At 60.7% G+C, this 12,371-nt stretch carries 9 protein-coding genes and 2 pseudogenes; 6 read left to right on the top strand and 5 right to left on the bottom strand.

The genetic code is table 11. The features are described from left to right. Positions 1 to 3 precede the first annotated feature (3 nt). The 3 genes from kdpC to kdpE are packed head-to-tail and all read left to right on the top strand — an operon-like array spanning position 4 to position 4,107. Positions 4 to 576, top strand: coding sequence for a potassium-transporting ATPase subunit KdpC (gene kdpC, locus ACDELDRAFT_RS01690; RefSeq protein WP_005793006.1), 573 nt, complete (start codon positions 4 to 6; stop codon positions 574 to 576). Between the two features lie 59 nt (positions 577 to 635). Next, a complete protein-coding gene (locus ACDELDRAFT_RS01695) occupies positions 636 to 3,398 on the top strand; it encodes a DUF4118 domain-containing protein (protein WP_005793007.1) in 2,763 nt (920 codons plus the stop codon). Positions 3,399 to 3,402: 4 nt separating this feature from the next. Further along, positions 3,403 to 4,107: a two-component system response regulator KdpE gene (gene kdpE / locus ACDELDRAFT_RS01700; protein ID WP_040327747.1), complete on the top strand. Its 705-nt coding sequence runs from the start codon at positions 3,403 to 3,405 to the stop codon at positions 4,105 to 4,107. Between the two features lie 409 nt (positions 4,108 to 4,516). Here kdpE and pdxR read toward each other — a convergent pair whose 3' ends face one another. Next, positions 4,517 to 6,001, bottom strand: coding sequence for a MocR-like pyridoxine biosynthesis transcription factor PdxR (gene pdxR / locus ACDELDRAFT_RS01705; RefSeq protein ID WP_040327721.1), 1,485 nt, complete (start codon positions 5,999 to 6,001; stop codon positions 4,517 to 4,519). 110 nt (positions 6,002 to 6,111) lie between these two features. On the opposite strand from pdxR, the gene ACDELDRAFT_RS01710 reads away from it, so the two are divergent. Beyond that, positions 6,112 to 7,305 carry a benzoate/H(+) symporter BenE family transporter gene (locus ACDELDRAFT_RS01710; RefSeq protein ID WP_005793011.1) on the top strand — a complete coding sequence of 398 codons (1,194 nt, stop codon included), beginning with the start codon at positions 6,112 to 6,114 and terminating at the stop codon, positions 7,303 to 7,305. A 311-nt stretch (positions 7,306 to 7,616) separates the two neighbouring features. On the opposite strand, the gene ACDELDRAFT_RS01715 is transcribed toward ACDELDRAFT_RS01710, so the two are convergent. Further along, positions 7,617 to 7,835 carry a hypothetical protein gene (locus tag ACDELDRAFT_RS01715; protein ID WP_005793013.1) on the bottom strand — a complete coding sequence of 73 codons (219 nt, stop codon included), beginning with the start codon at positions 7,833 to 7,835 and terminating at the stop codon, positions 7,617 to 7,619. 179 nt (positions 7,836 to 8,014) lie between these two features. On the opposite strand from ACDELDRAFT_RS01715, the pseudogene ACDELDRAFT_RS26175 reads away from it, so the two are divergent. Then, positions 8,015 to 8,221, top strand: a pseudogene (locus ACDELDRAFT_RS26175) (IS3 family transposase); the annotation flags it as partial. 93 nt (positions 8,222 to 8,314) lie between these two features. On the opposite strand, the pseudogene ACDELDRAFT_RS25520 reads toward ACDELDRAFT_RS26175, so the two are convergent. Continuing rightward, positions 8,315 to 8,623 (bottom strand): annotated as a pseudogene (locus tag ACDELDRAFT_RS25520) (CHC2 zinc finger domain-containing protein); the annotation flags it as partial. Between the two features lie 142 nt (positions 8,624 to 8,765). On the opposite strand from ACDELDRAFT_RS25520, the gene ACDELDRAFT_RS01725 reads away from it, so the two are divergent. Further along, positions 8,766 to 9,131: a helix-turn-helix transcriptional regulator gene (locus tag ACDELDRAFT_RS01725; protein WP_005793016.1), complete on the top strand. Its 366-nt coding sequence runs from the start codon at positions 8,766 to 8,768 to the stop codon at positions 9,129 to 9,131. 196 nt (positions 9,132 to 9,327) lie between these two features. Here the strand turns inward: ACDELDRAFT_RS01725 and ACDELDRAFT_RS24895 are convergent, their stop codons facing one another. Together ACDELDRAFT_RS24895 and ACDELDRAFT_RS01730 are read right to left on the bottom strand one after the other, a co-directional pair. Next, on the bottom strand, positions 9,328 to 9,516 hold the full coding sequence (locus ACDELDRAFT_RS24895) for a hypothetical protein (RefSeq protein WP_198403195.1): 189 nt from the start codon (positions 9,514 to 9,516) through the stop codon (positions 9,328 to 9,330). After that, the gene (locus ACDELDRAFT_RS01730) at positions 9,491 to 12,358 is read right to left on the bottom strand and encodes an RHS repeat domain-containing protein (RefSeq protein ID WP_198403196.1); all 2,868 of its coding nucleotides are present in this window, start codon (positions 12,356 to 12,358) and stop codon (positions 9,491 to 9,493) included. Before ACDELDRAFT_RS01730 ends, ACDELDRAFT_RS24895 begins: the two co-directional genes overlap by 26 nt. Between the last annotated feature and the right edge of the window lie 13 nt (positions 12,359 to 12,371).

The following is a 12,371-nucleotide window of genomic DNA, read 5'->3' on the forward strand; positions in this document are numbered from 1 at the left end:
TCTATGAAAAACATTCTTCGCCCGGCACTCGTCGTGTTTGTGGCCCTCAGCGCGTTGACGGGCTTGCTTTACCCCTTGGCCGTTACCGGAGCGGCGCAGGCCATTTTCCCCCACGAGGCTGCGGGGAGCCTTGTGCAGCGCACTGGCCAAGCCGTTGGTTCTTCGTTGATCGGCCAGAATTTCACGGGCCCCGCGTATTTCTGGGGACGTCCGTCGGCCACGGCGCCCATGCCTTACAACGCGGCGGCGTCGGGCGGCTCCAACCTGGGGCCCCTCAATCCGGTGTTGAACGATGCGGTCAAGGCTCGGGTGGAGGCGTTGCGCGCAGCTGACCCTGGGAATTTGGCGCCAGTGCCCGTGGACTTGGTGACGGCGTCTGCCAGTGGGTTGGATCCGCATATCAGTGTCGCGGCGGCACAGTACCAAGCCGCCCGCGTGGCGCGGGCTCGCAATGTCTCCGCGGCGAGCGTGAATGCCCTCGTCGACAAGCTCGCCGAAAAGCCGCTCCTGGGCCTGCTGGGCGAACCCAGAGTGAACGTACTGGCGCTGAATCTTGCCTTGGATGATGCTCGGTAACCCTGCATCCCGCCTTTCGCCAGCCTTGGCCATGTGGCCCGCTTGGGAGCAAATGCGGCATGGCTGACATGCAGCGCCCAAGCCCCGATGCGTTGATCGCGCAACTGCGTGCGCAGGAGGCGCAGACCGCGTGCGGCAAGTTGCGCATCTACTTCGGTGCCAATGCCGGGGTGGGCAAGACCTGGGCCATGCTCAGTGCGGCGCAGCGGGAGCGTAGCGCTGGCCGTGACATTCTGATCGGGGTAGTGGAAACCCATGGCAGAGCCGAGACAGCGGCCTTGCTCGTGGGATTGGATGCATTGCCCCTCAAGGAGGTGGAGTACCGTGGCCGGCTCCTTCTTGAATTTGACCTGGACGCAGCCCTCGCACGCAAGCCAGCCATTCTCCTGGTGGATGAGCTTGCCCACTCCAACGTGCAAGGATCCCGCCATGCCAAACGCTGGCAGGATGTTCAGGAGTTGCTCGCCGCGGGCATCGATGTGTGGACTGCGCTCAATGTCCAGCATCTGGAGAGCCTCAATGGGACCGTGGGTGCGATCACGGGGATCAGGGTCCATGAGACGGTGCCCGATATCGTTCTGGACGACGCGGACGAAGTAGTGCTTGTCGACGCCACCCCCGATGAACTGATATCCCGTCTGAGTGCGGGGAAGGTTTATGTCCCTCAGCAGGCTGCGCGTGCGGCTCAGAGCTTTTTCCGCAAAGGGAACCTGATTGCCTTGCGCGAAATCGCACTGCGCCGCACCGCTGAGCATGTGGAGGACGACGTGCTGGGATGGCGGATCGAACAGTCAGGCATTTCTGGCGAGCGCGTGTCTGTCGCCTGGAACACCTCGGGCAGCATACTGGCATGTGTCGGGCCGAACGAAGATGCCGCGCAGACCGTGCGCACGGCCGCTCGCCTGGCAGGGCAGCTCAACGTGAAATGGCATGCCGCATACGTGGAGACGCCGCGACTGCAGAGGCTGGATGCGACGCGGCGCGACAGGATTCTGGCCGTGCTGCAACTGGCGCAAGAGCTGGGCGCCGCGACGGCGGTGCTGACGGGCGACCACGTTGCACCGGCCTTGGCTGCACAGGCGCTTCATCTCAATTGCGCTACCCTGGTCCTGGGGCGTCCTGCGGAGCGGCGCTGGTGGCAAAAGTGGCCATCGACAAAGGAGGTGGGCCGGGAAATCGCGGGTCTCGCCCCCTCGCTTGATATTGTGGAAACGGCGCGCGTAGGTAGTTCGAGGCGGTTGCCGCAGGCACTCTGGAGCCAAAAAGTAGGCGTTGAGGCCAGGGAAACCGACGAGACCGCGCACCCGCGCTGGCAGGGCTTCCTCTGGGCGCTCGGTGCGAGCATTGCGGTCACGTTGATAGCGACACTGTTGCACGAAGTCCTGGAGTTGACCAATATCGTAATGTTGTACCTGGTCGGCGTTGTGGGGGTCGCCATGCGATTCGGGCGTTTGTCTGCGGCGATGGCAGCTCTGCTCAATGTGCTGGCCTTTGATTTCTTCTTCGTATCACCGCGGCTGTCTTTCGCGGTCAGCGACGTGCAGTACGTGGTCACTTTTGCTGTGATGCTGGGGGTGGGACTTCTAGTTGGGCAGCTCACCGCCGGCCTCAGGTTCGCGGCCGGAGTGTCCAACAGCCGAGAGCGCCGGGCGCAATCGTTGTTCGAGCTTGCGCGCAAGCTGTCGGCGGCCTTGGAGACGAGCCAAGTGATCGAGATTGGCGCGGCGGCAGTGCAGGGGCATTTCGGTGGCAGAGCGGTGGTGGTTGCATTGGACGCGTCGGACCGCCTTCACTACCCCGATGATCTGCCTCAGGAATTTGACAAGAGTGTGGCAGATTGGACTTTGCGGCAAGGACAAGGTGCGGGGTTGGCAACAAATACTCTGGCGGCGCAGGCATGGCGCTATGTCCCCCTCAAGGCGCCCATGAGAGTGCGGGGTGTGCTGGCTCTGGAGCCTGCGCACCCAAGGTGGCTTTTGATTCCAGAACAGGCTCAGCAGCTCGACACCTTGGCCCGGCAGATTGCCATTGCGCTCGAACGTGTGCACTATGTCCACATCGCTCAAAAGGCGTTGGTGGACATGGAGTCCGAGCGGTTGCGCAATGCCTTGCTGGGCGCTGTTTCCCATGACGTGAGAACACCGCTGACGGCTCTGCTCACGCTGGCCGAATCGCTCAAGGGATTGCCGATGGAGGAGCACGATGCCGTGGCACAAGCCATCGTGCATCAGGCGCACCAGCTCAATGCGCTGGTCAGCAACCTGCTGGACATGGCTAGGCTGGAAAGTGATGTCTCGGGCCAAAGTGTCCACTTACGACGCGACTGGCAGTCTGTCGAGGAAGTCGTGGGTGCCTCGATACGGGCCGCCAAGCCCGCGCTGAAGGAGTTGACTGTTCGCACGGAAATCCCCGCCCATTTGCCACTGGTGGAGTTCGACCCCGTCCTCATGGAGCGCGTGCTGGTGAATTTGCTTGAGAATGCCGCCAAGTACGGTGCACCACCCGTTGTCATCAAGGCTTTTGCAACAGAGGAGAGCCTGGTGCTGACCGTAACGGACCATGGGCCTGGCCTGCCACCGTCTTTGCGTGGCAAGGAGCACATGCTGTTCGAGAAATTCACCCGGGGACAGGCTGAATCGGCGACACCGGGGGTGGGCCTGGGGTTGGCGATCTGCAAGTCGGTGGTGCACGCGCACGGCGGAACGATTTCTGCTGCCTGCGCAACTGGGGGCGGGGCGGAGTTCACCATCACGCTCCCGCGGCGAGAGCCTCCCCATGATCCCGATTTGGAAGATATGGAGCGGGACGTTGCCGTCCCTTGATGCGATGCAAATGCGTACCGTGTTGGTGGTTGAAGATGAGCCGCAGATCCGGCGCTTCGTTCGCAGCGCGCTGGAGGCAGAAGGATGGCAGGTTCATGAAGCCGCGACAATGCGCGAAGGACTGTCTGCAGCGGGTACCCGCCAGCCCGATCTGCTGGTGTTGGACTTGGGGTTGCCTGACGGCGATGGAGTTGACCTGATTTGCGACGTGCGGGGCTGGTCCGCCGTGCCGATCATCGTCCTGTCCGCGCGTACCGATGAGGCCGACAAGGTCAGGGCACTTGATGCTGGAGCTGATGACTATCTCACCAAGCCCTTTGGTACTGGAGAGCTTATGGCGAGGGTGCGCGCCAATCTGCGGCGTCCACGTGCTGCAAGAGGAAATGGCATCACCGTTGAAGGGGGTGATCCGGTTTTTCTGTTTGGCGATGTTGAAATTGACCGCAGCGCCCGCTTGGTGCGCAGAGGAGGGGTTGAAGTCCATCTGACGCCGACCGAGTACCGCATGTTGTCAGTGCTGGTTGCCAATTCGGGAAGGGTTATCACCCAGAAGCAGCTACTCCGCGAGGTGTGGGGACCGATGCGGTCTGAACAAAGTCACTACCTGCGAATCTACATGGGCCATCTAAGGCAAAAGCTAGAGGCAGACCCTGCACAGCCTCGTCATTTACTGACTGAGTCGGGGGTAGGGTACCGGCTTGCCATTTGATTCAAAAATCGATGGACTCCATTGCTAAACCGGTGCGCCTGACGCGTTCTCCGCAATAAACAGTGACCGTGCATTTTTACAGCTAGCGGTGTTTGAGAGGCGCTGCTCGGCGCTTCGCATGACCGCCTTCTTGGCCGGATTATGGTTGACCGATCTGCTGTTGATTGGTACCAGAGGTTGAGCATCCATGCCTGTCGATATCTTGTTGCGCAGCGACGTACGCGAAGGTACGCATGGCAACATGAACATTCGTTAGGTTGCGAGACGGTCAGTTCGGGACTACTTTTCTCCCTTGGTATGGATATGGCGTGCGATTTATCGCCCTCGGGTGAGTACTTAGGCATCGATCTCAAGGACGAGATACCGACCAAGGCCGTCAGACCGGCCTAACCGCAAGGGCGCGTCGGATTCAGCGGTCTAACACACGCAGCACCACTGCGAGATTCTTCACCGCAACTTCCAGCTCCGTCGGCGCATACGCGGCAAAGCCCATGAGGAACCCAGGCCGGAATGCGCCCGATGCATGCAATGGTGTAAGCCCGAGCAAATCGATTCCGGCACGCTGCGCTGCGCCCACGGCTTCCAGTTCGGGAATGTCGCGAATGAACCGACAGGGCATTTGCATGCCGCCGTCCGGCACTTCTGGCTCCACGAAGTCTGCCAAGTGCTTGCGCACGAGTTGCTCCAGGACATCGCGCCGCTCGCGATAGACGGCACGCATGGTTCGCACATGCGCCCCGAAATGCCCGCCCTCCATGAAGCGTGCCAGGGTCAGTTGCGCAATTGGAGCGCTGTGTCCGTCCAGCAAGGTGCGTGCGGCCGTCATCGGCGCCACAAGCTCAGGTGGCAGCACCATGAAGGCAGTACGTAAGCCCGGAAACATCGACTTGGTGAACGTGCCGATGTAGATCGTTCTCTGATGCGGGTCCAGCCCCTGCACACAGGCCGTGGGTTTGCCCTCGTAATGGAACTCGCTGTCGTAGTCATCCTCGATGATCCAGGCTTGGTGCTGCTGGGCCCAATCGATGATGTCCAGCCGCCGGTCCAGCGCCAAGGTGGCTCCGGTCGGAAACTGGTGCGAAGGCGTAAGAAACACCGCCTTGCCCGGTTGCCGCACCTGGCGCAGATGCCCCACCTGCATTCCCTCGGCATCCAGCGGGATGGGGACGCATTCCAGGCCTGCGGCGTCGAACGCCTTGCGTGCGCCGTGATAAACGGGGTCTTCAACAAAGATGCGGTCGCCGACGTCAAGCAGCACGGTAGCGCACAGAGTCAGGGCTTGCTGGGAACTGGTGACCACCAGCACACGCTCGGGGGTGGCATGCGCGCCGCGTTCCAGGTTGACGTAATTGGCAATCGCGCGCCGTAGCGGCTCCATCCCTTGCGGGGGGCTGTGCAGCAGTGCTGTGGTGCCCCAGTCCTTCAACACCTGCCGCTCAAGCCGCTCCCAGGTGGGCAGCGGGAACGTGCGTGTTTCCGGCAGGCCAGGAGCGAACGGGCGAGGAGTCAGAAAGTCTCGTACCCCGCCAGCGCGGTACATGGCCGCACCGCGCTGGCTCAGCCGCAGAGGTACACGCAGTGGTCCAAGGCGCCACGCCGTGCCACGTCCCGGTAAACGCAGAGCCCGCTCCGAGACGAAGCTGCCGCTACCCACGCGTCGCTCGATAAAACCCTCTGCATGCAACTGGCTGTATGCCGACTCCACCGTGTCGCGTGACACCTCCAGCGACTTCGCCAGGGCACGGGAAGCAGGCAGCGGCGTGGCGGCATCGAGTGCACCGTCGAGTATCAGTTGCCGGATCGCGCGTTGGATGCGCGCGTGCAAGGGCAACGCCCTATTTGCCGGATCAAGGACCCAGGCTTTTACCGATTCGAGTTGTGCATGCTTGAACAATTGGCCGGTATCGCATCAGAAAAATGGTAGGGCTCAGTATGCCATTCAAGGTCTATAAATCCTTACCAGGTTCAGTCCAATAGATCACTTACAAGAGCCCGATACAAACCATGCCATCCGCCTCGTCGTCCCCACCTTCCCGCTTGCTCGATCTCACCCACCCCATCGTCGCGGGTCTCATTTCGGTCATCGTCAACTATGGCGGAACTTTCATTTTGGTATTCCAGGCGGCCAAGGTGGCCGGCCTCAGCCCGGAGTTGACAGCATCGTGGGTGTGGTCGATTTCGATTGGCGTGGGAGCCACGGGAGTCATCCTGAGCTGGCTGACGCGCGAGCCAATCATTACCGCGTGGTCCACGCCGGCTGCAGCGTTCCTGGTGACGGCGCTGGCGACTACGCCCTATGCCGAAGCGGTGGGCGCCTATCTGATATCTGCCGCGGCCTTTGTGGCTCTGGGGCTGTCAGGCTGGTTCGAGCGCTTGATCCGGCTGATTCCGCCTGGCGTGGCCGCCGGCTTGCTCGGGGGCATCCTGCTCCAGTTCGGGATCAAGGCTTTCGGCGGCATGAGCGTCGATCCGTTACTGGCAGGTTTGCTGATCGTGACTTATGTGGTGCTCAAGCGGTTCAGCGCGCGCTATGCCGTCGTAGGCATTCTGATGCTGGGGCTGCTCTTTCTGCACATGCAGGATCGGGTGGACCTGTCGGGATTGGCGTTGAAGCTCGCCGCGCCGGTTCTCACCATGCCGGCGTTCTCGCTCAATGCTTTGCTGAGCGTCGCACTGCCGCTGTTCCTCATCACTCTCACTGGCCAGTACATGCCGGGCATGCTGGTGCTGCGTAACGACGGGTTCAAGACCAGCGCCAATCCCATCGTGGCGCTGACCGGGCTTGGCTCCCTGCTAATGGCACCGTTCGGCTCACACGCCTTCAACGTTGCAGCCATCACGGCAGCCATCGCAACGGGCCGGGAAGCGCACGAAGATCCGTCCAAGCGCTGGATTGCGGGCGTCGCAGCAGGTGTGAGCTACATCCTCGTCGGTGTGTTCGGCGTGACACTGGCCGCCGTCTTCATGGCCCTTCCGGCGACTTTTATTACGACGCTAGCGGGCTTGGCGCTGCTGGGCACCATTGGCGGCAGCCTGGCCACCGCCTTGGCCGACTTGAAGACGCGAGAAGCGTCTCTGATCACCTTCCTGGCTTCGGCGGCCAACATCACATTGCTGGGCATCGGTGGCGCGTTCTGGGGGCTTGTAATCGGATTGGTGGCCCATGCCGTGCTCAATGGACAACTGAAGCGTCGTTAGCGGCCGCTCATTACAGACCGGCTGCTGGGCCCGAGTTCAAGGAGGGGGCGAATGCCCGAGCCTTAGGGCAACCACGCCTGTCAGGGCCAGTCCGGCCCGGATGGCGCCGCTTCGTGATTGAGTTTCAGGCCCCGGGGCAGTCTGCGCGTGGTCGAGGCCCCGGAGCCCTGCTCGGAGTGAATGCTATGTTGTCTGTAGCGCATTTGCTGTTAGGCCTGATCCAGCCTCCGTGAAGGCGATGCTTACTGGTGGCCTCCCGGATCGCAAGAACTCGGTTTTGTGGAGATTCGGGGTGCAGGGCCGCCATTCAACTATGTCTTGGACTTTAGAACTCCGCCAACCTCAAACAATTCCCGTAGGCTCTTTGCATGAAAGTCTTTGGGAAGCGCTGGAAGTCCGTAATCCACCATGAGCGCATCGATTGCTCGATGGATGAGATCTTCCGGACTAATTCCCCACTCGGCAGCTCTGGCTCGCAGGCGGTCAGGCATGGTTTCGTCATCATCGAACTCGATGAGAAATGTCTTCATGGGATGGATCCTTTCTGCATGGTGACGCCGCACTCGCAACCGTTACTAGTCTCAGGTACTGGCGCTGCGCACCTAAAGAGCTAGGAGGTATTCGATGCTACTTTGGCCTGGAACGACACCGATCTCTCCGTGTTGTCGAGGAGGTGCGGACGAAAACCTGGACTACCAGGAGGTAGTTCATGTATTGCTACCAAGATCGAATCCGAGCCGTCGAGCTCTACATCAAGCTGGGCAAGCGCGTCAGGCCCACCATCCGGCAGCTGGGTGATCCAACGGAGAATTCTTTGAAGGGTTGGTACAACGCGTACCTGCTCAAGCTCAACTTGTCCGCTGGCTACGCAGGCCGTGAACCGAAGTTCTCGCAGGCGCAGAAGGCTGCAGCCATCCGCATCCATGTGCACGGGTGCGGGCAGGCCGCGCACGGTGCTGCGCTTGATGGCCCCTGAATCTCCAAAGCCTTCAGCAGCTAAAGAAGAATCTTCGCGCAGGAGCTCCACCGCGTGACGGAACGAGATGCCCTTGAGCTTCATCACCCAGTCAATGGGCCCACCGCCGATGCCGCAGCCAAAGCAGTGCCACAGGTTCTTGGCGGGCGTGACGATGAGGCTCGCGGTTTCATCCGCGTGAAAGGGGCAGCGCCCTGCCAAGTCCTTGCCCGTCTTCTTGAGCTCGACGCCTGCGCCCTCAACCAGGCGTTGCACTGCAATTTCTTCTTTTAGCCGCTGGATGTCAGTGTTTGGGATGCGGGGTATGGCAGCAAGTCCTGTGCGATGGATTCCTGGAAGCAGCCTGAGGTCTTACCCGGAAGACGATCCGGATTTTGTTAACTCGACATCAGAATACTACGTAAAGTAGTATTAAACACCACTCATCGCAAAGGCGGACCCTGTGCCCGCTACTGTCTCCACTTTCCCGCAGGCACACGCAGTCATGGCCATCAGCAGCGAAGAGCGCGATTTCTTGGTGACGTTGGGCGAGCGCATCGCCGCGCAGCGTCAAGCATGCGGCATCACGCAGGTGCAGCTGGCTGAGGTGTTGGGGGTGTCGCAGCAGACCGTGCAGGCCTATGAGGTAGGCCGCAGGCGCATTCAAGTCGCTGCGCTGCCAACCGTGGCCAGAACCCTGTCCTTGTCGCTGGAGGAGTTATTTGGAGAAGACACACAGGCCCGGCGCTCCAAGCGCGGCCCAGCGTCTAAATTGGAGAATCAACTGGAGCGCATCAGCACGCTTCCCAAGCCTCGCCAGCGCATGGTGATTGATGTGATCGAGGCCATGCTGGCTCAACACAGCTCGTAGCACACGCAACGCTGACACCATAAAAGAAGCCACCCGGAACCCCACAGCTTTAGCGGCTGGCAGGGGGTGCGGGTGCTTTTTGTTTTTTAAATGATGTTAATTTCTGCGGAGTTGGTGGTAAACGATAGCGTGCCCAATACCCGGCAAACTGCCCCAATCAATTAAAAATGCCAGCCAGGCCAAACTACTCATTGGATTACCCGGGAAGAAATAAAAACCAAGGAACACGAGAATCCCACCAAGCAAGGGTATCCAAGATGGCGAAGGCTGCTTTTTTATAAACGCCACATAAAAGCAGCGCCAATTTAGGAATATCAGCCAACTCCCGATCAAAAGCAAAAAAACGCACAAAATATTCATCATGGCAAATAAATCCTTTGCCCAAATAGGCCTTTCCAAGCACCATCAATGCCAACACCCGTTGGCCATCTGGCTGCACTTGCAGGAATTTGATAACTAGCACCCGTTCCGTATGGGGCAAATTGATTACCCATGCCAGGCTGCCATTTGAAAGATCGGGCGTAAGTCCACCAGTTTTGACCGCCCTTCATCACCCAATCGCCCGTTTCAAGTCCTTCGCGACCCCAGCGAGAAACAGTGATGGTTTCAGGTGCTGCACAAAACAAAGGCGCAGATGCTGATCCAACCAATCCAATAGCAGATGGCGTCAGCCCAGCAGTCACGGCGGGTAGTGTGATCGCTCTTGTCCACGCCCCCGCTCTTACGGCATCGTCCAGCGTTGTATTGCGCCTTGCTCCTGCAAGCGTCGTCAGGTCAAGAAACTGCAAGCCCACTGGGTCCACGAACGAAAGCGGATTCCCGCCCACATACCCAAACCGATTCCATCCACCCCCGAGCCCAATGGGATCCGCCTGGATATACCGCCCCGTGGCCGCATCGTAGTACCGATGCAGGTTGTACGCCAGCTTGGTCTCCGCATCCCACTGCTGGCCCGGATAGCGCAGGTCGAACGCCACTGCTTCGCCGTACGCCGTCCCCTGCCCATCATGCTTGTAGCCAGCGGCTGCCGTGGTGGGCTGCACTTCTCCGAAGCCAGTGATCAGCCACTGCCACACCACCTGGCCTTGCTGGTTCGTCATGCGCCTGGGGGTGTTCAGGTGGTCTGCATCGATGGCATACAGCCGACCGTTGATCTGCGCGGCGATGGGCATGGGGCCGCTGGCCGTGGGCAGATAGATGATCTCCGTCGTGTCCGTCTCTCCGGCCGGTGCAGTGCTGGTGGCGCTGCGTCGGTTGCTGTACTGGCCCAGAACGGTGCTGCCGATGCCATCTTCGTCATAGACGGTTTGCTGGGTGAGTGGGCTGGTGGTCGATAGCCTGGCGTCACTCTTGATCACGCGCTGGCCCAGGGCGTTGTAGCGGTAGCTGACGGCCTGGACGTTGCCGGGGTCTGCGCTGGCGCTGGCTTTGCCGATGCGCCCGTCGACACCGTAGTGCAGGTAGCTGTCGCCCTTCTTCGTCAGCGCCCCTGTGGCGTCGTAGGTGTAAGTGGTGCTGGTGGTCTGCGCGAGGCTGCCGGGCAGTTGCAGGGTTTCGGTGTAGCTTCGCAGCTGGTTGCCGCCACTGGTGCCCTGGTATACGCGCTGCAAGGTAGCCGCGCCTGCCGAGGTGGTGGCGCTGTAGTAGGTCTGGCTGCGGTTGCCGTTGGCATCCCAGGCATAGCCGATGCTGTCCATGCCAATGGTGTCGCTCAGGGAGTCGCCACTGGGCAGGGCAAGGCCTGGCGGGCCGCTATGAGCGCTGGCCGTCAAATGGCCTGTGGCGTCGTAGTTGTAGGCGCTGGTGATCACTGCCTGTTGGGCTTGCGCCGTGCCGGGCAGCATGTGCTGCTGCTTGATCTGGCGGATGCGCCCCGCCGTGTCCCAGGTGAGGTCCAGCAGGGCGCTGCCGGCTAGCTGGCCTGCGCTGGTGTACTCGCGGATTTCTTCAAGCACGGTGCTGCTACCCGGGCCGCTGGCGAAGCCGCTCCATTGCCAGCCGGTGGGCTGGCCCAACGCGTTCCAGGTGATATTCGCCAGCAACGGCTGGCCGTTCCACTGCATTCCCGTAAGGCGGCCCGTGGCATCGTACTGATGGGTCAATTGCCTTCCGCTGGCATAGGTAACGCTCGCAATCTGACCCGCACCGCCTTGGCCTGCGGGGATGTAGGTGTAGGAAATGCTGCGGGTGCTTCCGGTGCCCTCGTCATTCGCCAGCAACTGTGTCTTGCGGGTGATGCGCCCCAGGAGGTCGCGTTGGTAGCGGGTAGTGACACCAGCGTCTTGCACTTCTGACAGGTAGCCGATGCTTGCTTGTGGTGCGCCGGGTGCGTTGTAGGTGAGACCCGCCAGGTCGTAGCGCAGCGTGGTGCTAGTGTTGTCTGCGTATTGCAGTAACGTCGGGCGTCCCAAGGCATCACGCGTGATGGTGGTGGCGCGCCCCAGCGCGTCGGTCACTTGCTTTGGCAGACCTAGCGTGTCGTACTGGGCGCTTTGTGCACCCGCGTCCGCACTTGTCTCGCCCTTTGCGTTGCCCCGAGCATCGCGCTCGTAGGAGGTAGCTACACCCTTGAAGTCAGTAGCTCGGGTGATGGCATCGCCCGCGTCGTACACCAAAGACGCCTGAGTGCCGAGAGGGTCCTTCTCCGTGGCAAGCCGTCTCAGATTGTCAAACGTGTAGGAGGTGGACTGGCTCAATGCATTGGTCCGTCCCACGAGATCGCTACTGCCGTTATAACTATAGGCGACAGTCTGATTGCCTCCTACCGTTTCAGTGGAAATACGGTTGAAGCTATCGATCGTCCGAGACAGTGCGAAGGCCGTGCTTCCGGCGCTGTCCAATATCTGCTCTTGCGTTCTTTTGCCCATGGCATTCAACGCATAGCTGCCGGTGCCGCCGCGGTTATCTGCCCACCCGATCAGGCGCTGGGCTGTGTCGTATTCATACGTGATCTTGTACCCATCTGGCTGGGTAAGGGTTTTCAGCTGCCCGGTAGGTTGGTAGGTCATCAAAAAGGTCGCACCGTCCCCACTGATACTCGTTAGCCGCTGTCGCTGGTCGTACGTATACGACGTCACTAAACCCGTGGGGGCGATTTGCTCCAGGACGTTCCCGTGTGGGTCATAGCGCGTGAAACTTGTAACCCGCCCAGCGGAATCGGTGACGCTGCGAAGGTCGCCCCGTGTGGCAGTCTGGGTGGTGGCAGCGTAGTACGCGTACTGAGTCACTCCACCAGCAGGG

This window comes from Acidovorax delafieldii 2AN (assembly GCF_000175235.1).
Classification (GTDB): domain Bacteria; phylum Pseudomonadota; class Gammaproteobacteria; order Burkholderiales; family Burkholderiaceae_C; genus Acidovorax; species Acidovorax delafieldii_B.

Excerpts from the sequence above, each read along its gene's own strand:
- kdpC (WP_005793006.1), top strand. The coding sequence starts at position 4 with ATGAAAAACATTCTTCGCCCGGCACTCGTCGTGTTTGTGGCCCTCAGC.
- ACDELDRAFT_RS01695 (WP_005793007.1), top strand. The coding sequence starts at position 636 with ATGGCTGACATGCAGCGCCCAAGCCCCGATGCGTTGATCGCGCAACTG.
- kdpE (WP_040327747.1), top strand. The coding sequence starts at position 3,403 with ATGCAAATGCGTACCGTGTTGGTGGTTGAAGATGAGCCGCAGATCCGG.
- ACDELDRAFT_RS01710 (WP_005793011.1), top strand. The coding sequence starts at position 6,112 with ATGCCATCCGCCTCGTCGTCCCCACCTTCCCGCTTGCTCGATCTCACC.
- ACDELDRAFT_RS01715 (WP_005793013.1), bottom strand. The coding sequence starts at position 7,835 with ATGAAGACATTTCTCATCGAGTTCGATGATGACGAAACCATGCCTGAC.
- ACDELDRAFT_RS01725 (WP_005793016.1), top strand. The coding sequence starts at position 8,766 with ATGGCCATCAGCAGCGAAGAGCGCGATTTCTTGGTGACGTTGGGCGAG.